Origin of the sequence: Pseudomonas sp. SAS7, assembly GCF_052112345.1 — a bacterium.
GTDB classification, from domain to species: Bacteria; Pseudomonadota; Gammaproteobacteria; order Pseudomonadales; family Pseudomonadaceae; genus Aquipseudomonas; species Aquipseudomonas putida_Q.
This window is the reverse complement of sequence record NZ_JBEGGO010000023.1, coordinates 72,653-94,767: the sequence shown is the minus strand read 5'-3', so window position 1 is coordinate 94,767 and position 22,115 is coordinate 72,653. Positions and strand designations below refer to the sequence as shown.

Here is a 22,115-nt window from a genome sequence, read left to right as displayed (position 1 = left end):
GTAGGGGTTTTGTCTTTTCCGCCCAGGAAAAGATTTGTCTCCATGCATGCCATGGTCCACGGCATGCCCCGTGATATGGTTTCGCATCGGAATCAACCGCCTCCCAGGGAATGCTCAATGGCTACTACCACTCTCCACCCCGGCTTCATGATCGTCCACGGCAACCGCCTCGACGACCTGCGCAGTCTGGTGGTGAGCTGGATGCGTCGCTACCCCTTGGCGCCGCTGGAAAACGAAATCGCCCTGGTACAAAGCAATGGCATCGCCCAATGGCTCAAGCTCGCCCTGGCTGAAGACCCGCTTGAAGACGACCAGGGTGGTTGTGGCATCGCCGCCGCTATCGATGTGCAACTGCCCGGCAGCTTCATGTGGCAGTTATACAGAAGCGTGTTGGGCCGCGACGAAATTCCTGAAGTTTCCCTGCTCGACAAGGCCCCGCTGACCTGGCGCCTGATGCGCCTGCTGCCGGCCCTGATCGAGCGACCGCATTTCGAACCGCTGCGGCGCTTCCTTACCGACGACAGCGACCTGCGCAAGCGTTACCAGCTCGCCGAGCGGCTGGCCGACCTGTTCGACCAGTACCAGGTCTACCGCGCTGATTGGCTCAAGGACTGGGCGGCGGGCGAGCACATTCTCAACACCGCCCGCGGCGAGCGCAAAGCGCTGCCCCCAGGCAATCGCTGGCAGGCCGAATTGTGGCGTGCGCTGCTGGATGATGTCGGTGAAGCGGGCATGGCACAGAGCCGCGCCGGGGTGCATCAGCGCTTCATCGAGCGTATCAACAGCCTGCAGCAGGCACCGGCCGGGCTGCCACCGCGGGTGATCGTGTTCGGTATCTCTTCGCTACCAGCCCAGGCCCTGGAAGCATTGGCGGGCCTGGCGCGCTTTAGTCAGGTGCTGTTGTGCGTGCACAACCCCTGCCGCCACCACTGGGCCGATATCGTTGCCGACAAGGATTTGCTGCGCCATCAGTACAAGCGCCAGCAGCGCAAGCAGGGCATGCCCCTGCAACTGGACGACCAGTCGCTGCATCAACATGCCCACCCGTTGCTGGCAGCTTGGGGCAAACAAGGCCGCGACTACATCAACCTGCTCGACAGTTATGACGACCCAGGCAGCTACCAGGGTGTGTTCAGCGATGGCCGCATCGACCTGTTCAGTGACGGCTCGCCCACAACGCTGCTAAACCAGTTGCAGGACGACATTCTCGAACTGCGCCCGCTCGCCGAAACCCGCGAGCTGTGGCCGGCAGTCGACCCGGCGAAAGACCGTTCGGTACGTTTCCACATTGCCCACAGCCCGCAACGCGAAGTGGAGATCCTGCACGACCAGCTGCTCGCCCGCTTCAGCGCCGACCCTACTTTGCGCCCGCGTGACGTGATCGTCATGCTGCCGGCGGTCGACACCTATGCACCGCATATCCGCGCGGTGTTCGGCCAGTTGCAACGCAATGACCCGCGCTACATTCCGTTCACCCTCACCGACCAGGGCCAGCGCGGTCGCGAGCCTCTGCTGATCGCCCTCGAACACCTGCTGAAGTTGCCGGACAGCCGTTTCGCGGTCAGCGAAGTGCTCGACCTGCTGGACGTACCGGCCGTGCGTGCACGTTTTGGCATCCGCGAGAACGACCTGCCTACCCTGCACCGCTGGATCGAGGGCGCCGGCATTCGCTGGGGGCTCAATGCCGAGCAGCGGGCCAGCTTGGGCTTGCCCGCAGGGCTTGAACAGAACAGCTGGCGTTTCGGCTTGCGGCGCATGCTGCTGGGCTACGCGGTGGGCGTGGGTGAAGCGTGTGATGGCATCGAACCCTACGATGAAATCGGTGGCCTGGACGCGGCATTGATCGGCCCGCTGGCCGCGCTGCTCGACGCGCTCGAAGTGGCCTATCAGGCCTTGTCCGAGCCTGCTACCGTCAGCCAGTGGGGGGAGCGCCTGAATGCCTTGTTGCAAGTGTTCTTCCTCGCGGAGGGCGAGCACGACGAATTCCTGCTGATGCAGTTGCAGGACCTGCGCGATAGCTGGCTTGAAGTGTGCGAGGCCGTTGACCTGCAAGACCCGCTGCCGCTGACCGTAGTCCGTGAAGCCTGGCTGTCGGGCCTCGACCAGGGCAAGCTGTCGCAACGTTTCCTCGCCGGTTCGGTGAACTTCTGCACCCTCATGCCGATGCGCGCCATCCCGTTCCGCGTGGTCTGCCTGCTGGGTATGAACGATGGCGACTACCCCCGCGCCCAGCAACCGCTGGACTTCGACCTGATGGCCAGCGACTACCGACCCGGTGACCGCTCGCGCCGCGAAGATGACCGCTACCTGCTGCTCGAAGCGCTGCTGTCGGCACGTGACCAGCTGTATATCAGCTGGATCGGGCGCAGTATCCGCGACAACAGCGAGCGCCCGGCCTCGGTACTGATAGGCCAGTTGCGCGATCACCTTGCCGCCGGCTGGCATCTGGCCGGCGCAGAGCAAGGGCAGCCCGCACAACCGGGCGAGCATTTTTTGCACGCCCTGACCCAGGAGCACCCGCTGCAACCGTTCAGCTCGCGTTACTTCGAGAAGGGCAGCCCGCTGTTCAGCTTTGCCCACGAATGGCAGGTGCTGCACCGGCAGAGTGAGGAGGATGAGCAGGGCGACTCCGACCTGCCGCCTTACCAGGACGATGAAGCCTTGAGCCTCACCCAGCTGAACGACTTTCTGCGCCACCCGGTGCGGCATTTCTTCAGTCAGCGGCTGAAGGTGTATTTCGAAGCGCTGGAAGCGCCAACCCCAGATGAAGAACCGTTCGTTCTCGATACCCTGCAACGCTACGGCGCCAGCGAAAGCCTGCTGGGCGCGGCGCTGTCCGAGCCGGACAATGCCGAGCAAGCCTTGCAGGCACAGGCCCGACGCCTGCAGGCCTGTGGCTTGCTGCCGCTGGCCGGCTTTGGCGAGTTGCTGCAAAGCGAGTTGATCGAACCTCTACCAGATTTGCTGCAGCGCCACCGCCAGTTGTTGCAACGCTGGCCCAAGCTGGTCGAGGGCGCGTTGCCGGTGCATTTCGAGCACGGCCAACATCGGCTCGAAGGCTGGCTGGGCCGTGTGTTCCAGGCGGATGACCAGAGCCTGCTGAGCATCACCACCGTGCCTAACACCATCAGCGCCGGGCGCAACAACCTCAAGTGGCACCGCCTGATTGCGCCCTGGGTTACGCACCTGGCGGCCTGCGCGGCGGGCTATCACTACAACAGTGCCTTGGTGGCCAGTGACCTGACTCTGCTGCTCGCACCGCTGCCGCAAGACCAGGCCGTCCAACTGCTGGGCGACCTGTTGGTGGCCCGCCAGGCGGCGATGAACGCGCCGCTGCCGGTTGCAGCCAAGACCGCGTTCGCCTGGCTGGCCCAGGATGATGCCGACAAAGCCCTGGCCGCAGCTGCCCGTGCCTATGAAGGCGACGAGCGCACCAGTTTCGGTGAGCGCAATGAAAGCATCGCCCTGGCCCGACAGTACCGCGACTTTGCCGCACTCACCGCTGACGAAACCTTTGAGGGCTGGTGCGAAACCTTGTACCGCCCATTGTTCACCGCCCCTTGGCAGACCCTGGGCAACCCGGAGAAAGGCGCATGACCCAGGACCGTCCTCTGGCACTGAGTTTCCCCCTGCACGGCAGCCAGCTGATCGAGGCCAGCGCCGGTACGGGCAAGACCTTTACCATTTCGGCGCTGTACCTGCGCCTGATCCTCGGCCACGGAGGTGAGCAGGGTTTTGGTCGCGAGCTGCTGCCACCGCAGATCCTCGTGGTGACCTTCACCGACGCAGCTACCAAGGAACTGCGCGAACGTATCCGCGCCCGTCTGGCAGAGGCTGCACGGTTCTTCCGTGGCGAACTGGAACGCGCCGACCCGCTGCTGCATCAGTTGCGTGACGATTATCCGCAAGAGGCCTGGCCGCGTTGTGCAGGTCGCCTGGAAATCGCCGTGCAGTGGATGGACGAGGCGGCGGTGTCGACCATCCACGGCTGGTGCCAGCGCATGCTGCGCGAGCATGCCTTCGACAGCGGCAGCCTGTTCACCCAGACCCTGGAAACCGACCACAGTGAACTGCTCGGCCAGGTCATGCGGGATTACTGGCGGCGCTTCTGCTATGGCATGCAAGGTGACGCACTGGTCTGGGTGCGCGGCAACTGGGGCAGCCCTGATGCCTTGCTGCCGCGCATTCGCCCACTGTTTGGCCGCGTGCGCGCCCAGCAGGACGGGCCAGAGCCCGCAGCACTGATCCAGGCATCGCTGCAGCAACGTGGCGAACAGTTGGCCCGGCTCAAGGCGCCGTGGGCGCAGTGGGCCGAGGAGCTGCGGCAAATCTGCCGCGATGCGCTGGCCGCCAAGCAGGTCGATGGCCGCAAGATGCAGGCCCGTTACTTCGAGCCCTGGTTCGACAAGCTCTGTGCCTGGGCCGGCGACGAGCAACTCGTGGAGCTCGACCTGGGTACCGGTTTCACCCGCCTGACGCCAGACGGCATGGCCGAAGCCTGGAAGGGCGAGCCACCCGAGCACCCGGCCCTCAACGCGATGCAGACACTGCAGCAACAATTGCAGGCCCTGGACAGCCCGGATGCGCCCTTGCTCGAGCATGCCGCCAACTGGGTATCGGCGCGGTTCGAAGTCGAGAAGCGCCGGCGTGCGGAGATGGGCTTCGACGACATGCTCGTGCGCCTGCAGCACGCCTTGGCCAGCGAGGCCGGTGAACGCCTGGCCGGCCTGATCCGCGAGCAGTTCCCGGTAGCCCTGATCGACGAATTCCAGGACACCGACCCGGTGCAGTACGGCATTTTCGAGCGCATCTACCAGATCAGCGAAAACCGCGCAGAAACCGGCCTGTTCATGATCGGTGACCCCAAGCAGGCGATCTACGCCTTTCGCGGTGCCGACATCTACACCTACCTCGCTGCACGGCGCGCCACCAGCGGCCGGCTGCATAGCCTGGACACCAACTACCGCTCCAGCAAGGCCATGGTCGCGGCGGTCAACCAGGTATTCCTGCAGGCCGAGGCGCGTGAAGCGGGGCGCGGGGCATTCCTGTTCCGCGAGGCCGATGACAACCCGCTGCCGTTCATCGAAGTCCGCGCCAAGGGCCGTGGCGAACAGCTGCTGATTGACGGGCAAGCCAGCGCAGCCCTGCAATGCTGGCAGCTGGCAAGCGAAGAGCCAGTCTCCAGCAGTGTCTACCGCCAGCAGCTGGCGGCCAGTTGCGCCAGCCATATCGTCGCCTTGCTCAATGGCGGTCAGCAGGGCACAGCAGGCTTCCAGAATGGCGAAGGCGAACTGCGCCCGTGCCTGCCCTCGGACATCGCCATCCTGGTGCGTGATGGCCATGAAGCGCAGATGGTCCGCGCCGAGCTGGCCGCGCGCGATGTGCGCAGTGTGTACCTGTCCGATAAGGACTCGGTGTTTTCCGCCCAAGAAGCCCACGACCTGCTGGCCTGGCTCAAGGCCTGCGCCGAGCCAGACTCGGAGCGCCTGCTCAAGGCCGCACTGGCCAGCCTGACACTGGGCCTGTCGCTGGCCGCGCTGGACCGGCTGAACCAGGACGAACGGGTCTGGGAAGGTTGGGTCATGCGTTTTCGCCATTATCGCGATACCTGGCAACGCCAAGGTGTACTGCCCATGCTGCGGCACCTGCTGCACGACTTCCAACTACCGCGCACACTGATCCGCCGCAGTGACGGCGAACGTGTGCTGACCAACCTGCTGCACCTGGCCGAACTGCTGCAGCAGGCGGCGGGTGAGCTGGACGGTGAACAGGCGCTGATCCGCCACCTGGCCGAGCACCTGGCCAGTTCCGGGCAGGCCGGTGAAGAGCAGATCCTGCGCCTGGAGAGCGACGAACAGCTGGTCAAGGTGGTGACCATTCACAAGTCCAAGGGCCTGGAGTATCCCTTGGTTTACCTGCCGTTCATCTGCACCAGCAAACCGGTGGACGGCAGCCGCCTGCCGTTGGCCTGGCATGACAGCCACGGCGATGCCCACCTCACCCTTACCCCGGACCAGGCGCAGATCGAGCGCGCCGACGACGAGCGCCTGGCCGAAGACCTGCGTCTGCTCTACGTGGCCCTGACTCGTGCCCAGCATGCGTGCTGGCTGGGTGTTGCCGACCTGAAGCGCGGCAATCAAAAGAGTTCACAACTGCACCGCTCGGCACTTGGCTATCTGTTGGGTGGGGGCCTTGCCCTGGCAGGCTCGCAGCAGCTTACCCAGTGGTTGCAGGCATTGGCGGCGACATGCCCGCACATCGCTTGCCCGGGCCTGCCGCCGGCAGATGAGCAGGTGTATCGCATGCCCCATGCCGACCGTGAGCTGCTGCCCGCACGCAAGCCGCGCCGCGCAGCGGCCGAGCATTGGTGGATCGCTTCGTACAGCGCCCTGCGTATCGGCGATCAGGCGCTGGTTGCCGACAGTTCGCAGGCCCAGCAACTGCTGGATGACGAAGTGGTCGATGCCCAGGTACTGCGCGAGGTGCCGGCTGACAGTGGCGACATTCACCGCTTCCCACGCGGGCCGAACCCTGGCACCTTCCTGCATGGCTTGCTGGAGTGGGCGGGGCGCGAGGGCTTCAGCCAGGTCAGCAGTGATCCGCAACTGATCGAGCGCACCGTTGGCCAGCGCTGCAACCGCCGCGACTGGACCGGCTGGATCCCCACCCTCAGCCAGTGGATGCGGCGTTTGCTGGGCGAGGCGCTGCCGTTGCCGGGCAGCGACCAGGGCGTGACGCTGGGGCAGTTGCGTCATTACCAGATCGAAATGGAGTTCTGGTTTGCCAGCCACCAGGTCGACGCCGAACAACTCGACCGTCTGGTGGCACGCCACACCCACCCGGGCCTGGCACGCCCGGCAGCGCAGCCGACCGTGCTCAACGGCATGTTCAAAGGTTTCATCGACCTGGCGTTCGAGCTGGACGGGCGTTACTACGTGACCGACTACAAGTCCAACTGGCTGGGCCCGGACATCCAGGCCTACGACGCCATGGCCATGGAAAAGGCCATTATCGAACACCGGTACGACCTGCAGTACGTGCTGTACCTGCTGGCCCTGCACCGCCAGTTGCGCGCTCGCCTGCCGGACTACGATTACGACCGCCATGTCGGCGGCGCCTTGTTCATCTTCCTGCGCGGCGCGAGCAGCAGCGGCCACGGCGTGTACCACACCAAGCCACCGCGCGAGCTGATCGAAAGCCTTGATGCGCTGTTCCGTGGCGAGCACCCACCGGCACAGCAGGACCTGTTTGCCGGAGCCGAGATATGAGCCGAAACCTGGTTGATCTGTTGCCCACCCCGTTGCACGCCGAGCACTTGCTGGCGCTGGCGCCGCAGCATGACAGCGGTGACCTGCTGCAACTGCTCGATCGCTGGGTAGAGCGGGGCTGGCTGCGGGCCCTGGACCGCGCGTTCGTGTCGTTCCTCGAAGAGCGCGCCCCCGGCAGTGATCCCTTGCCGTTGCTGGCGGCAGCATTGGCCAGCCACCAACTGGGCCACGGCCATGTCTGCCTCGACCTGCAGCAAACCCTGGCCGAGCCCGACTTCGCCCTGTCGCTGCCGCCTGAAGGCGATGCCCTGATCGGGCCCTTGCTGCTGCCGTCGCAGTTGCTGGCCAACCTCGATCTGAATGCCTGGCGCCAGCGCATCGCCGCCAGCCCGCTGGTGGCCGCTGGCGATACCCCGGGCCAACAAGCCCGGCCACTGGTACTCAGCGGTGAGCGCTTGTACCTGCGCCGTTACTGGAGCTACGAGCGGCGTATCGACCATACCTTGCGTCAGCGCCTGACCCAGGCCGAAGCACCGCTGCCCGACCTGTCAGATCGCCTGGCACAGCTGTTCGAGGGCGGTGCACCAGAGGGCCAGGTGGACTGGCAGAAGCTCGCCTGTGCGCTGGCCACCCGTGCCGGTTTCAGCATCATCACGGGTGGCCCCGGCACGGGTAAAACCACCACCGTGGTGCGCCTGCTGGCCTTGCTGCAAGGGCCGGCAGTGGAGCAGGGCAGGCCGCTGCGCATCCGCCTGGCCGCGCCGACGGGCAAGGCCGCTGCGCGCCTGACCGAATCCATTGGCCAGCAAGTCGAGCGCCTGCAAGTCAGTGCCGAAGTACGCGGGCAAATCCCCACTGACGTCAGCACTGTCCACCGCCTGCTCGGCAGCCGCCCCGGCTCCCGGCACTTCCGCCATCACGCCGGCAACCCGCTGCCGCTGGATGTGCTGGTGGTCGACGAAGCATCGATGATCGACCTGGAAATGATGGCCAACCTGCTCGACGCCTTGCCACCCCGGGCGCGTCTGGTGCTGCTGGGCGACAAGGACCAGTTGGCCTCGGTCGAGGCCGGTGCGGTACTGGGCGACCTGTGCCGGGATGCCGAAGAGGGCTATTACTCGCCAGCGACCGCAGCGTGGCTGCAGCAGATCAGTGGCGAGTCGCTGGCCGCCAGCGGCCTCAAGGCCGGTGATGAGCAGCGCAATCCGCTGGCCCAGCAATTGGTGATGCTGCGCTTCTCGCGGCGCTTCGGCGAAGGCAGCGGCATTGGCCAGCTGGCGCGGCTGGTCAATCGCCAGGATTCCCACGCGGCGCGCAACCTGCTGGCCAAGCCGCCGGCCGACGTGCACAGCCTTGCCCTCAAGCACGAGCAGGACCGTGCTTTCGACCGCCTGCTACTCGACGGCCTGAACCGCGGTGCCGAAGGCCCGCAGGGCTATCGCAGCTACCTGCGCACCCTTGGCCGCTATCGGCCTGCACTGGAAACCGCCTTTGACGACCCCGCGTGGGAACAATGGGCGGGCAAGGTGCTGCACAGCTTCGAAGACTTCCAGTTGCTATGCGCGGTGCGCCGGGGCGCCTGGGGTGTCGAAGGCCTCAACGAACGGGTGGCCCGGGTGCTGCACAATGCCGGCCTGATCGACAGCCAGCAGCCCTGGTACGAAGGCCGCCCGGTGCTGGTGACCCGCAACGACTACGGCCTGGGCCTGATGAACGGTGATATCGGCATCGCCTTGCGCCTGCCGGACGAGCGCGGTGAGCCGCTGCTGCGGGTGGCCTTCCCGCGGAACGACGGCAGTGGTGGTGTGCGTTTCGTCTTGCCCAGCCGGCTCAACGAAGTGGAAACAGTATTCGCCATGACCGTGCACAAATCCCAAGGCTCGGAGTTCAGCCATACCGCGCTGGTACTGCCCGATGCGCTAAACCCGGTGCTGACCAAGGAGCTGGTGTACACCGGCATCACCCGGGCCAAGCACTGTTTCAGCCTGGTCGAGCCACGCCAGGGCATTTTCGAAGAAGCGGTGGCGCGCAAGGTGCGGCGTATTTCCGGGTTGATGCTGGAACAGGTCTAGCCTTGGGGAATCGCGGTTTCACCAAAAACTCGATAATGCATGCGGATCTTGTGGGAGCGGGTTTACCCGCGAACACCGGCGTAGCCGGTGCCATCCACCGCGTCGTCTGCTTCGCGGGTGAACCCGCTCCCACAGGGAACGCATGCGCCTCTGAAATCAGCGTCTCTCATACAACGATGCGGCCATGTGCTATCGTTGCGCCGATATCGGAAGGGACTTTAAGAGATTTCCCACATGAACGTGGCCGCAAGGCGAGTGACAAGCTGTGCGCTTTCGCTATTGCTGGCCGTCCTGTTCCTTTCTGCAGGCCCCGCCCGGGCAGAAACCGCCACAACCGCCGCCCAGGTGCAGCAACGCGCCAAGGCCGTCACCCAAGTGGTACTCGGCATCTTCAGTTACGCCCGCTGGCCTGTCGAACCTTCACCCTTGCGCTTGTGCCTGGTCGGCCCGACCGAATACGCCGATGACCTGATCAAAGGCCATGTGCAGGAGTCCGGCCGCCCGCTGCAGGTGCGGCGCCTGCTGGCAGAAGACACTCAGGTCGCCCAGGCCTGCGATGCCATCTACATCGGCAAACTCGACCAGGGCCAGCGTGACCGGCTGTTCCAGCGCGTCAGCGGCCACCCGGTACTGAGCATCAGCGAAGCGAACGACCCGTGCACGGTTGGCAGCCTGTTCTGCCTGCGGGTCAGCGACAAACAGGTGGCCTTTGAGGTCAACCTCGACTCGGTGGCGCGCTCCGGCGTACGCATCCACCCCAGTGTGCTGCAATTGTCGCGGCGCCGGGCGGTGCAGCCATGAAACCGACCCGCAAGCAGGGCGTGCGGCCGACCCTGCGCTCGGTGCTGGGCCGTGGCCACCTCAGCGTTGCCTTGCTTGCCGTGGGCCTGGCCGGTATTTCCCTTACCCTGCTGGGCGTGCTCGCCCTGCGTGTGTACGCCAATCACAACCTGCACCTGATCGCCCGGTCGATCAACTACACCGTGGAAGCGGCGGTGGTATTCGACGACAGTGCCGCGGCCAATGAATCGCTGGCGCTGATCGCCAGTCGCGAGGAAGTGGCCGAGGCCAAGGTCTTCAACGACGAAGGCGAGCTGCTGGCGCACTGGCAACGCGCCGATACTGGCATGCTCGCCAAGCTTGAAGTGCAGGTTGCCACCGCCTTGCTGGATGAGCCGGTCAACCTGCCGATCCTGCACCAGCAACAGCAGGTCGGGCACATCGAACTGGTCGGCCAGGGCCGTAGCCTGTTGCTGTTCCTGCTGAGCGGCTTGGCCGGCATCCTGTTCTGCACAATACTCAGCGCCTTGGCGGCGCAATACCTGTCGCGGCGCCTGCTCAGCGATATCGTCCGCCCGCTGCGTGGCCTGGCCAGCGTCGCCCACGCCGCCCGCCGCGAGCGCAGTTTCGACCGGCGCGTGCCGGAAGCGCCGATTGCCGAACTCAACGAACTGGGCAACGACTTCAATGCCCTGCTCGACGAACTGGAGGTATGGCACAGCCACCTGCAGAACGAAAACCAGACCCTGGCCCACCAGGCCAGCCACGACAGCCTGACCGGCCTGCCCAACCGCGCCTTCTTCGAGGGGCGCCTGAGCCGCAGCGTTCGCAATGCGGCGCGCCAGCAGGACCACATGGCGCTGCTGTTCCTCGACAGTGACCACTTCAAGCAGATCAACGACACCCTCGGCCATGCCGTGGGCGACGAGGTGCTGATCAGCGTGGCCGACCGCGTGCGTGCCCAACTGCGCGAGCACGACCTGGTGGCACGCCTGGGCGGTGATGAGTTCGCGGTACTGCTCACACCTTTGCAGTCGCGCAAGGACGCCGAGCTCATTGCCGAGAAGATTGTTGCCAGCATGAAGCTGCCCGTGCAGCTGGACAGTGGCCGCAGTATCGCCACCTCACTGAGTGTCGGTATTGCCTATTACCCGGATGACGGCGCTGACCCCGCCAGTCTTCTCAATGCCGCCGATGCGGCGATGTACCAGGCCAAGCGCAAACGCCGAGGCCATTGGCAAGTGGCGCAGACGGAACGGTCCGCCAATGAAATCAAGAACAGGAGTTGAACCCGTGATACACGCTTTACGTTTCCCCCTTTTGGCCTTGTTGCTCGCCGTGCTGGCGCTGACCGGTTGCCAGAGCGCACCCCCCAAGGGCCTGACCCCCGAACAGATTGCCGTACTCAAGCGCGAAGGCTTTACCCCAACCGATGAAGGCTGGGCGTACGACTTGTCTGGCAAGGTGCTGTTCGGCAGCGACCTGGATGGCCTTAACGGCCCGAGCCAGGCGATTGTCGAGCGCATTGGCAAGGCGCTGCTTGGCGTTGGCATCCAGGGTGTACGGGTGGACGGGCATGCCGATTCGTCGGGCAAGGCGGCGTACAACCAGCAGCTGTCCGAACGCCGTGCGCAGAGCGTGACCAGGGCGCTGGTAGGGGTTGGCATGCAGGCGCAGAATATCCAGAGCCGTGGCCTGGGTAGCAGCCAGCCAGTGGCGGACAACCGCACCAGTGCCGGGCGTACCGAGAACCGTCGGGTGTCCATCGTGGTGGCGTCCTACTGACCGCTGTCCGCTGAGCTATCACATTTCTCTGTAGGAGCAGCCTTGTGCTGCGAAGAGGCCAGACCAGGCACAGCAGTTGTATTGCCATGACTGGCCCCTTCGCAGCACAAGGCTGCTCCTGCAAAGGAGCCACGCAGCCCCATCATTCCTGGGCAAAGCGCATCTCGCGGGTTTCCCCCATCAACAACGGCGCATTCGCCTCGGTCACTCCACGGATGTAATCCCACAGCAAGGTAATGCGTTTCAACTTGCGCAAATCCTCCCGGCAGTACATCCAGAACTGCCGCGTCACCTCGATCTCCTCGGGCAGCACCGTCACCAGTCGCGGGTCTTGCGCCGCAAGGAAGCACGGCAGTATCGCCAACCCACGCCCCTGCAATGCCGCTGTGTACTGGGCAATCACGCTGGTACTGCGCAAGTGCGCGCTGGCGCCGGGAATCAGGTTGGCCAGGTACAAAAGCTCCGAACTGAACGCCAGGTCATCCACGTAACTGATGAACGGGTGTTTGGCCAAGTCCGTTACCTGGCGGATCGGCGCATGGCTGTCCAGGTAGTCCTGGGTTGCATACAGACGCAAGCGGTAATCGCACAGCTTGCAGCACACGTAAGGCCCATGCTCCGGCCGCTCCAATGCAATGACGATGTCCGCCTCGCGCTTGGACAGGCTGATGAAGTGCGGCAGCGGCAGGATATCCACAGAAATCGCCGGGTAGGCATCAACGAAGTGGCTTAGCTGTGGGGTGATGAAAAAGCTGCCGAAGCCCTCGGTGCAGCCCATGCGTACATGCCCCGACAATGCCACGCCCGACCCGGACACCTGCTCGCACGCCATGTGCAGCGTGCTTTCAATCGACTCGGCATAACCGAGCAGGCGCTGGCCCTCGGCGGTAAGGACAAAGCCGTTGGTCCGCGACTTTTCGAACAGCAACGTGCCCAGTGCCCCCTCCAGCGAGCTGATGCGCCGCGACACCGTGGTGTAGTCCACGCTCAGGCGTTTGGCGGCGCTGCTGGCCTTGCGGGTACGCGCCACTTCGAGGAAAAACTTCAGGTCGTCCCAGTTGAGCGCGCTCAGGGATGTGAGGTCTTTTTGCATGATGATCCGGTTTTTTTGTGCGTTCTTGTTGGATGTTTGCACATCTATACTCGAAACAAGCCTCAGGACGCCACCTCGCGTTTGCTTGGCGCTGGCGATCTCGTCCCGACAATAATTCCAAGGAGAACGCAGATGAACGCACCGCAGTCCCCTAACAGCACCAAGGTCGAGCAGGTGAAGCTGCTGATCGACGGCCAGTGGGTCGAATCGAAAACCTCCGAATGGCGCGACATCGTCAACCCGGCCACCCAAGAGGTGCTGGCGCGCGTGCCGTTCGCCACTGTCGAGGAAGTCGACGCTGCCGTGGCTGCTGCCCACCGCGCCTTCCAGACCTGGCGCAACACCCCGATTGGCGCGCGCATGCGCATCATGCTCAAGCTGCAGGCGCTGATCCGCGAGCACACCAAACGCATTGCCCAGGTGCTCAGCGCCGAGCAGGGCAAAACCCTGGCCGATGCTGAAGGCGATATCTTCCGCGGCCTGGAAGTGGTCGAACACGCAGCGTCCATTGGTACCCTGCAGATGGGCGAGTTCGCCGAGAACGTCGCCGGCGGTGTCGATACCTACACCCTGCGCCAGCCAATCGGCGTATGCGCCGGTATCACCCCGTTCAACTTCCCGGCCATGATCCCGCTGTGGATGTTCCCCATGGCCATCGTCTGCGGCAACACCTTCGTGCTCAAACCTTCCGAGCAGGACCCGCTGTCGACCATGCTGCTGGTGGAGCTGGCGCTGGAAGCCGGCGTACCGGCAGGCGTGCTCAACGTGGTGCACGGTGGCAAGCAAGTGGTGGATGCCATCTGCACGCACCAGGACATCAAGGCAATTTCCTTCGTTGGCTCTACTGAAGTCGGCACCCACGTGTACAACCTCGGCAGTCAGCACGGCAAGCGCGTGCAGTCGATGATGGGCGCCAAGAACCACGCGGTGGTGCTGCCCGATGCCAACCGCACGCAAACCGTCAACGCCCTGGTCGGTGCCGCCTTCGGCGCGGCGGGCCAGCGCTGCATGGCCACCTCGGTGGCGGTGCTGGTGGGCAAGGCCCGTGAGTGGCTGCCCGACATCAAGGACGCGGCGAGCAAGCTCAAGGTCAATGCCGGCTGCGAGCCGGGCACCGACGTGGGCCCGGTGGTTTCCAAGCGCGCCAAGGAGCGTGTGCTGGGCCTGATCGAAAGCGGCATCAAGGAAGGCGCCAAGCTGGAACTCGACGGCCGCGAGGTCACTGTGCCGGGCTACGAGCAAGGCAACTTCGTTGGCCCAACCCTGTTCTCGGGCGTGAAGACCGACATGCAGGTGTATACCCAGGAAATCTTCGGCCCGGTGCTGGTCACCCTGGAGGTCGATACCCTCGATGAGGCCATCGCGCTGGTCAACGCCAACCCGTTCGGTAACGGCACCGGCCTGTTCACCCAGAGCGGCGCGGCAGCGCGCAAGTTCCAGAGCGAAATCGATATCGGCCAGGTCGGCATCAACATCCCTATCCCGGTACCAGTGCCGTTCTTCAGCTTTACCGGCTCCCGTGGCTCCAAGCTCGGCGACCTCGGCCCGTACGGCAAGCAAGTGGTGCAGTTCTACACTCAGACCAAGACCGTCACCGCCCGCTGGTTCGATGACGACAGCGTCTATGACGGTGTGAACACCACCATCAGCCTGCGCTAAGGAGAAGTCATGCGTATTGCATTCATCGGCTTGGGCAACATGGGCGCGCCCATGGCCCGCAACCTGATCAAGGCCGGGCACCAACTGAACCTGTTCGACCTCAACAAGGCCGTGCTGGCCGAGCTGGCAGAACTGGGTGGGCAGATCAGCCCGTCGCCCAAGGACGCGGCGGCCAACAGCGAGCTGGTGATCACCATGCTGCCAGCTGCGGCCCATGTGCGCAGCGTGTACCTGAACGACGATGGCGTGTTGGCCGGTATTCGTGCCGGTACGCCTACCGTGGACTGCAGCACCATCGACCCACAAACCGCCCGTGATGTGTCCAGGGCGGCAGCGGCCAAGGGCGTGGACATGGGCGACGCGCCGGTGTCCGGTGGCACTGGCGGCGCGGCGGTGGGCACCCTGACCTTCATGGTAGGCGCCAGTGCCGAGCTGTTCGCCACCCTCAAGCCGGTACTGGAGCAGATGGGCCGCAACATCGTGCACTGCGGTGAAGTCGGCACCGGGCAGATCGCCAAGATCTGCAACAACCTGCTGCTGGGCATCTCGATGATCGGCGTGTCCGAGGCCATGGCCCTGGGCAACGCGCTGGGCATCGACACCAAGGTGCTGGCCGGAATCATCAACAGCTCGACCGGGCGTTGCTGGAGTTCGGATACCTACAACCCGTGGCCGGGCATTATCGAAACGGCGCCGGCATCGCGTGGCTATACCGGCGGCTTTGGCGCCGAACTGATGCTCAAGGATTTGGGGCTGGCCACTGAAGCGGCACGCCAGGCTCACCAACCGGTGATCCTGGGTGCTGTGGCCCAGCAGCTGTATCAGGCCATGAGCCTGCGTGGCGAGGGTGGCAAAGACTTCTCGGCCATCGTCGAGGGTTATCGCAAGAAAGATTGACGCAAGAGGTGGGCTTCATCGCGGGCCAGGCGGCCTTCCCTCTGTAACTGCGCACCAGAGGGAAGGGCACCTGCCCCGCGATTTTTTTGCCCGTATTTCAGGCTACAGATGTTTGTAGGAGCAGCCTCGTGCTGCGAAGAGGCCAGCCAAACCAACACAACTGCTGTGTCTGAACTGGCCTCTTCGCAGCACAAGGCTGCTCCTACACAGGGCTATGTGTAGCTTCAGGGATCAGGCAAAGACGAAGTACTTGCGCACGGTCTCGACCACTTCCCAGGTGCCTTTCATCCCGGGTTCGATCACGAACACGTCACCGGCCTTCAGGTGCTTAGGCTCTTCGCCTTCCGGGGTGATGATGCAGTAGCCATCGAGGAAGTGGCAGAACTCCCACTTCTCGTAGTTGACCTCGAACTTGCCCGGGGTGCAGATCCAGGTGCCCATGATCTTGCTGCCGTCGGCCGACAGGTAAGCATTGAGGTTGACGGTGTGCGGATCGCCGCCGATGCGCTTCCACTTGGTGGCGTCCACGACCGGCGTCGGGCAGGTTTCGCGCAGCACGGTGATGAAATCGGACATGGGACAACTCCTGGTGACTGGTTGAATGACGGGTCACCATAGGGCCATCGGCCGAGCCGCAGTTGCCTGGGCTCGACGTCCAGCTGTCTGGTCGCGCTATGCCAGGCGTTTGATATTGGCTACGCCCACCAGTACCGCACAAAGTGGAAGAACACCGGCGCTGCAAAACACACCGAATCCATGCGATCGAGCATGCCACCGTGGCCTTCGATCATGTGGCCCCAGTCCTTCACCCCGCGGTCGCGCTTGATCGCCGACATCACCAGCCCGCCGAAGAAGCCCATGGCGTTGACTGCCAGGGCCATCAGCGCGGCCTGCCAGAAGGTGAACGGGGTGATCCAGCACAACAGGGCGCCGATCAGGGTGGCCAGTGCCACGCCGCCGGCCAACCCTTCTACGGTCTTGGACGGTGACAGGTTGGGGGCCACCTTGTGCTTGCCAAACAACTTGCCGCACACGTACTGCAGCACATCGCTGATCTGCACCACCAGGATCAGCCAGGCGATCAGCAGCAGGTTGCGCCCCTCGTAGCCGGGGATGTCCAGGGTCATCAAGGCGGGCACCGACGATACGCAGTACACCGCGATCATCAGCCCCCACTGCACCTTCGACGCACGTTCGAGAAAACGCGTGGTATCGCCGCCGAAGCTGGCCAAAATCGGCAGCAGCAGGAACAGGTACACCGGGATGAAGATGCTGAACAGGCCGTACCAGTCCATGGCGATCAGCACGTACTGTACCGGCAGTGCCACATAAAACGCTGCCACCAGCGCCGGGTAGTCGCTGCGGCGGGTCGGGGTGAGGGTCATGAACTCGCGCAGGGCGTAGAACGACACCCCATAGAACAGCACGATCACGCCGTATTTACCGAACAGGAAGGCGATGCCGATCACCAGCACCATCACCCACCAGGCGTTGATGCGGGCGTTGAGGTTGTCGATCACCGCGTGGGGCGCCGGGCCGGCGCGCCACTTCAGCAGGCGGCCAGTCAGGCTGGCGAGCAGCAGCAGGGCGCCGATGCCGGCGAACAGGGAAAGGGTGTTGTCGTCCATGTCAGGCATCCTTCGGGGCCAGGGTCAGCAGGGCCTGGCTGGCCCGCTCGAGAAAGGCCTGCTTGCTTTCATCAGCGTGCAGGTGCAACGGTTCGCCAAAGCTCAGTGTGCACAGCAACGGCAGGGGCAGGGCGCGGCCCTTGGGCATTACCCGGTTGAGGTTGGCGATCCATACCGGTACCAGCTCGACGTCGGGGTTGGCCGCAGCCAGGTGGTACAACCCGCTTCTGAACGGCATAAGGGGCTCGTCGCCCAGGTTACGCGTGCCTTCCGGGAAGAAGATCAGCGAGTCGCCTTGGGCCACGGCCTCAAGGATCGGCTGTAGCGGGCTGCCCTGGCCTTCGCTGCGTTGGCGATCGATCAACACGCCGTTGAACACCTTGCGGATGAGAAAATCGCGGATGCCCGGCTTGGCCCAGTAGTCCGCGCCGGCCACCGGGCGGGTGCGCTTGCGCAGGGGTTGCGGCAGTGAAGCCCACAGCAGCACGAAGTCACCGTGGCTGCTGTGGTTGGCGAAGTACAAGCGCTGTACCGGCAGCGGCGTGCACCCCAGCCACAGGGCGCGGGCGCCTGTGATCAGGCGGGCGGCGGAGGTGATGAGGTAGGCGGTCAGGTTAGCGAGCATGGATCGGTGGTCATCCCTTCAAAGGCAGTGTCAGCAGGGTAGCCAAGGCCAGCGACAACTGCAGGCCCAGGCACGCTGCCTGGCGGCGCAACAGGTTCAGTGCGGCCTGGCTGCGATCAGGCCAGGCGCGGCCGTCCGTGGCCTGCGGTTTCAGTTTCAGCTCGAACAGGGCGCGGTCCAGGGCCTGGGTGTCCGCTGCCAGGTGGTTGCTGCTGGCCAGGTGGGTGAACAGTTCGGCATCTATGGCCACGCGGATGGCCCAGTACTTGTGCATCACGCCAAGCACCAGCAGCACGCCGCACAGCAGGCTGGCCAGCGATTGAAGTGGGGCACCCAACGAAGGTGCAAGGCCGTAGGCCAGGGCCAGCAGGGTGAGCCCGTCGGACAAGCGTTCCAGCTGTTTGCCGCGACCCAGCAGGCTGGCTACCACACGCAGGTTCATGGCTGTGCTCCAAGCTGTTGCAGGGCACGCCGGTGTGCCGGGTGCAGGACGATGCCGGGGCGGGCTTTGCGGATCAGTGCTTCGGCCTGCTGGGCGTTGCTGCAGCGGCCGGAGAGCAGCAGCCAGGCGGCCACGGCGCTGGCGCTGCGCGAATAGCCCAGGGCACAGCAGACCAGTACAGGGCCTTGGGCGCGCAGGCGTTCGATGGCCTCGGCGGCCTGCTGTAGCAGGACAACGTCCGGCGCTATCAGATCCAGGGTAGGGAAACACTGATACTCAAAGGCTTGCGCGACCGATGTAGGAGCGGCCTTGTGCCGCGAAAGGGGCGCGAAGCGGCCCCGGTTTTTCAGCTTCGCAGCAGACATTGCCGGGGCTGCTGCGCAGCCCTTTCGCGACACAAGGCCGCTCCTACAAAGGTTGGCGCTGCCTTGAGCTTTGCACGGCAGCTCGGCGCACAGATCGACAATTGCGGCGAATGGCGTGCTGCGCCCTGGGATCCTCCCTAGATACACGCCATCGCACACTTCATCGGCCTGTGGGTGGTGCCGGGTCCATAGCCGCGAATTGACCCACGCGCCGACCAAATACGGAGCCAGCAGCCAGCTGGCCGCACTCGACAAGCGCCCGTCGGCGCCTTTCTGAAACCCGCCTGCACCCAACACACCATAGTTCAGCGCAACCAGCGCCAGCGACACGGCCGGCCAGGCCAGCCACAACCAGACACCACCCGACCCAACGGCAGGCACAGCGCACACAACAGCGCCGACGGCATAGTAAAACGCCACCCGCCAGCGCTTGGCATCCTGTGCCAGGCGCGCCTGTTGCCAGGGCAGTCGCCCCTGATACGGCCACAGCCAGACGCAGGCAAACCCCGCCAATGCCCCCGTGGGTACATCGATAAAATGATGCTGCCAGGTGGTCAGCACCGACACCCCGATCAACGCCATCCAGCCATGCATCAGCCATCGCCAGGGCTGGCGCTGCACATGCCGGGCAAACATCGTCCAGATGATCACCAGCAGCGCAATGTGCAGCGATGGCGCCTGGTTGAACGGTTTGTCGAAGCCCATCAGTACATCGAACAGCCAGCCGAACAGCCCACCCAGCTCCGGCCTTTCGAAGGTGAACCGTAGCGGCCACAGCAGGAAGCAGGTGACGCTGATCACCTGTGCGCTGAGCAGTGCCAGCGCGTGCCGGTCCATTTCCTGGCGTGTGCGCGGCAGCAGGAAGGACAGCCCGTAGAGCAAGTCGATCGACCAGTACGGGATGATCGTCCAGGGCCACAGCGGCATGCCGCGCTCCCAGCCGAACACCAGGCTGCCGACATCACTGCGCCCGGCCGTATGGTTGTTCGCCAGCCCGTAGCTGAGGAAGAACAACGGCCCCAGCAGCAGAAGCCAGAACACGCCCCGGCGGACCAGCCCTGGCTCGCGTGGTGGGTTCATTCAGCGCACCCGCTGTGCCAGGCTGACGCTGAAAATACCCCATTCATCGATGCGCTGGGCCAGCTTGCGAAAACCGGCCGCCTCTACCAACAGGTCCATCTCCGCCTGGCTGCGGCGTCGCATCACCCAGGCCTCGCCACCGCGGTGGCTGGTAAGGGCGCGGGCGATCATCTCCAGTTGCGGGTGCCACGGCTGGCCGGTGTAGACCAGATAACCGCCATCTTCCACGGCATCGGCCAGGCCGGCCAGCGAGTTGCCCACCAGCTGGTTGCTGGGGAACAGTTCGTATAGCCCCGAGACCACCGCCAGGGTCGGCGGCTGCTCCAGCGTGGCCAGGCTCTGGCGGTCGAAGGCATCGCCCTGGACGAAGCGGGCGATGTCGGCCAGGCCCTTCTCAGTGATCAGCGCGCTGCCTTGCTGCACGTTCAGCTCGCTGTAGTCGCGCAGCAGGATCGAGTCCGGCAACTGCTCAAGGTCTTGCAGGGCTTCGAGGATGTAGCGGCCATGGCCGGCGGCGATATCGACAATGTGCACAGGCCGCTGTTGTTCGCGCAGCCGGGCGATGGCCAGGCGCAGCAGCTCCTCGACGTGCAGCTTGCGCTGGCGAATGCCACGCCAGCCGATGGCGCCGAGGTAGTTCTGGTCGACCAGGCGGCCCAGCTTGCCCTTGCCGGTCGGTTGGTTGCGGTACACGTAGTCGAGGGTGCTGCCCGAATCGAAGCCGGTGTCGAAGCCCAGTTTCACCCCCGCAGACAGCCCCTTGCCCAGGCTTAGCCCGGCACGTGTGGCGCGCCAGTAAAGGTCACGCGGCGAGTGGCGCGGCAACGGTGCGGCGAGGCTTTCGGCTTCGGCGCAGCTGGCGCCCGTCTTGTCGGCATCGAGCAGTGACGGCAGGGCGGCGGGGCTGGCGAAGCAGTGTTCCACGAACCGCTCGATGCGCTTCAGGGCATGGGCCCGGTCACGCTCGCCAAGGGTGTCGTGGAAGAAACCCGGCAAAATGTGCATTTCCTTGCGCGTGCTGCCAAGGCGTTCGAAAAAGCGTTCCTGCGGCTGGCGCTCGACCACGAAGTCGGCCCCGGATACCAGCAACTGGGTCGGTACCTGAATGGCCTGGGCATCCGCCACCACCCGGTCAGCGGCTTCGTACAGCCCCAGCAGCATGGTCACCGAAATCGGCCGGCTGATCAGCGGGTCGGCCACGTACGACATGATCCGCTCGGGGTCGTGAGTGAGCAGGCGTGGCTTGACGTAGCTGTTGACGAAGAAGTTGCCGCGCAAGGCCTTGAGCAACTTCAGGCCAGGGCGGGCGAATGGCACGTACAGCTTGACCTTGAACGCGGGCGAGGCCAGCACCAGGCAGCGTACCTTGGGCGCGTAGTCGTGGGCCCAGGTGGCAATCAGCACCGCGCCAACGCTTTGCGCCAGCACCACCAGGTCGTGCTCGGCGATGCCGTGATGGGCCTGGATATGTTCGATGAAGGTTTGCACGTCGCGCACGCTGGTAGCAAACCCCGGGCTGTCGCCACGTGCGCCTGGCGACTGGCCATGGCCGCGGGCATCCCAGGCGAAGAAGTCGTAACCCGGCATGTCCAGTTCATCGGCCAGGTGGGCCATGCGCCCGCCGTGTTCATGGCCGCGGTGGAACATCACCACGGCCCGGCGCGGCTGGTGCTCGTTACGGGTGGCAGGCCAATGACGGTAGTGCAACTCGACACCGTCATGGGTGGAGAAATGCAGCGCTTGCGCTTGGCGCATGGTCAACGTCCTTTTGGCGACGATCTTGGGCTTAGCGGGTTTCGGCCAGCCCCCGGCGAACCCGGTTGTAGAGGGTATAGAGCGAGAGCGCGAGGATGACCAGCAGCAAACCATTGATCCAGCTGCCGTTCAGCAGGCCAAGGGCGACCCCGGTGCCCAGCACGCCGAAGGCAAAGGCCCGGTCGCTTTTGCCCATGGGGCCGTCGTAACGGCGCGAGGCGCCAGCCAGCGGGCCCATGACGCCGGCGTATTCGCTGAAGGTGGCACACAGCACCACCAACACCACCAGCACTGGAGAAACCCCGGCCAGCAGGGCGAAGGGCAGGTACAGGGCGGCGTCGGCGATCACGTCGCAGAGTTCGTTGAGGTAGGCGCCGAGGGTAGATTGCTGGCCGAACTCCCTGGCCAGCATGCCGTCGACGGCGTTCAGCGCCATGCGCAGCAGCATCCACACCGGTATCAGGATGAACAGCCAGGTGACGTGGGGCAGGGCGGCCAGCACCAGGCCCAGCAGGACCGACACCACGGCGGCGGCCACGGTAACCTGGTTGGCGGTGACACCGCGGTCGTAAAGGCGCTGGACTGTTGGGCGCAGCAGGGCCTGGAAGCGCGGTTTGAGCTGGTAGATCGATGCCACTGGAAAATCCTTTTTCGTGGTGCGATGGG

16 protein-coding genes are annotated in these 22,115 nt (G+C 64.6%); 8 read left to right on the top strand and 8 right to left on the bottom strand.

Going from position 1 to position 22,115, the window contains the following annotated elements:
- Positions 1 to 117: 117 nt before the first annotated feature.
- The 6 genes from recC to ABI582_RS27275 all read left to right on the top strand — a co-directional run bounded on the left by recC (position 118) and on the right by ABI582_RS27275 (position 11,905).
- Positions 118 to 3,597, top strand: coding sequence for an exodeoxyribonuclease V subunit gamma (gene recC, locus ABI582_RS27300; protein WP_442120832.1), 3,480 nt, complete (start codon positions 118 to 120; stop codon positions 3,595 to 3,597).
- Complete coding sequence (recB, locus tag ABI582_RS27295; protein ID WP_442120831.1) at positions 3,594 to 7,268, top strand: exodeoxyribonuclease V subunit beta; 3,675 nt, start codon at positions 3,594 to 3,596, stop codon at positions 7,266 to 7,268. The genes recC and recB overlap by 4 nt, the downstream gene beginning before the upstream one ends.
- Positions 7,265 to 9,340 carry an exodeoxyribonuclease V subunit alpha gene (gene recD / locus ABI582_RS27290; RefSeq protein WP_442120830.1) on the top strand — a complete coding sequence of 692 codons (2,076 nt, stop codon included), beginning with the start codon at positions 7,265 to 7,267 and terminating at the stop codon, positions 9,338 to 9,340. Before recB ends, recD begins: the two co-directional genes overlap by 4 nt.
- 234 nt (positions 9,341 to 9,574) lie before the next feature.
- Complete coding sequence (locus ABI582_RS27285) at positions 9,575 to 10,141, top strand: YfiR family protein (protein ID WP_442120829.1); 567 nt, start codon at positions 9,575 to 9,577, stop codon at positions 10,139 to 10,141.
- On the top strand, positions 10,138 to 11,409 hold the full coding sequence (locus ABI582_RS27280; RefSeq protein ID WP_442120828.1) for a diguanylate cyclase domain-containing protein: 1,272 nt from the start codon (positions 10,138 to 10,140) through the stop codon (positions 11,407 to 11,409). The genes ABI582_RS27285 and ABI582_RS27280 overlap by 4 nt, the downstream gene beginning before the upstream one ends.
- A 4-nt stretch (positions 11,410 to 11,413) precedes the next feature.
- A complete protein-coding gene (locus tag ABI582_RS27275; RefSeq protein ID WP_442120827.1) occupies positions 11,414 to 11,905 on the top strand; it encodes an OmpA family protein in 492 nt (163 codons plus the stop codon).
- A gap of 142 nt (positions 11,906 to 12,047) precedes the next feature.
- Here the strand turns inward: ABI582_RS27275 and ABI582_RS27270 are convergent, their stop codons facing one another.
- The gene (locus ABI582_RS27270; RefSeq protein WP_258654029.1) at positions 12,048 to 12,998 is read right to left on the bottom strand and encodes a LysR family transcriptional regulator; all 951 of its coding nucleotides are present in this window, start codon (positions 12,996 to 12,998) and stop codon (positions 12,048 to 12,050) included.
- 132 nt (positions 12,999 to 13,130) lie between these two features.
- Between ABI582_RS27270 and ABI582_RS27265 the strand changes: the two genes are divergently transcribed.
- Both ABI582_RS27265 and mmsB read left to right on the top strand, forming a co-directional pair.
- Positions 13,131 to 14,657 carry a CoA-acylating methylmalonate-semialdehyde dehydrogenase gene (locus ABI582_RS27265; protein ID WP_442120826.1) on the top strand — a complete coding sequence of 509 codons (1,527 nt, stop codon included), beginning with the start codon at positions 13,131 to 13,133 and terminating at the stop codon, positions 14,655 to 14,657.
- A gap of 9 nt (positions 14,658 to 14,666) precedes the next feature.
- The gene (mmsB, locus tag ABI582_RS27260) at positions 14,667 to 15,554 is read left to right on the top strand and encodes a 3-hydroxyisobutyrate dehydrogenase (RefSeq protein ID WP_442120825.1); all 888 of its coding nucleotides are present in this window, start codon (positions 14,667 to 14,669) and stop codon (positions 15,552 to 15,554) included.
- Between the two features lie 231 nt (positions 15,555 to 15,785).
- Here mmsB and ABI582_RS27255 read toward each other — a convergent pair whose 3' ends face one another.
- The 7 genes from ABI582_RS27255 to ABI582_RS27225 form a co-directional block, all read right to left on the bottom strand.
- Positions 15,786 to 16,130, bottom strand: coding sequence for a cupin domain-containing protein (locus ABI582_RS27255; protein ID WP_003258412.1), 345 nt, complete (start codon positions 16,128 to 16,130; stop codon positions 15,786 to 15,788).
- Between the two features lie 119 nt (positions 16,131 to 16,249).
- Positions 16,250 to 17,182 (bottom strand): phosphatidate cytidylyltransferase, encoded by a 933-nt coding sequence (locus tag ABI582_RS27250; RefSeq protein WP_442120824.1) that lies wholly within the window; start codon positions 17,180 to 17,182, stop codon positions 16,250 to 16,252.
- A 1-nt stretch (position 17,183) separates the two neighbouring features.
- Positions 17,184 to 17,807 (bottom strand): lysophospholipid acyltransferase family protein, encoded by a 624-nt coding sequence (locus ABI582_RS27245; protein ID WP_016497906.1) that lies wholly within the window; start codon positions 17,805 to 17,807, stop codon positions 17,184 to 17,186.
- A gap of 10 nt (positions 17,808 to 17,817) precedes the next feature.
- Positions 17,818 to 18,249 carry a hypothetical protein gene (locus ABI582_RS27240; protein ID WP_442120823.1) on the bottom strand — a complete coding sequence of 144 codons (432 nt, stop codon included), beginning with the start codon at positions 18,247 to 18,249 and terminating at the stop codon, positions 17,818 to 17,820.
- Positions 18,246 to 19,694 carry a phosphatase PAP2/dual specificity phosphatase family protein gene (locus ABI582_RS27235; protein WP_442120822.1) on the bottom strand — a complete coding sequence of 483 codons (1,449 nt, stop codon included), beginning with the start codon at positions 19,692 to 19,694 and terminating at the stop codon, positions 18,246 to 18,248. Before ABI582_RS27235 ends, ABI582_RS27240 begins: the two co-directional genes overlap by 4 nt.
- Entirely contained in the window at positions 19,695 to 21,449 is a 1,755-nt protein-coding gene (locus ABI582_RS27230) for a bifunctional alpha/beta hydrolase/class I SAM-dependent methyltransferase (RefSeq protein ID WP_442120821.1), read from the bottom strand.
- 31 nt (positions 21,450 to 21,480) lie between these two features.
- Complete coding sequence (locus tag ABI582_RS27225) at positions 21,481 to 22,086, bottom strand: CDP-alcohol phosphatidyltransferase family protein (RefSeq protein ID WP_442120820.1); 606 nt, start codon at positions 22,084 to 22,086, stop codon at positions 21,481 to 21,483.
- Positions 22,087 to 22,115 lie beyond the last annotated feature (29 nt).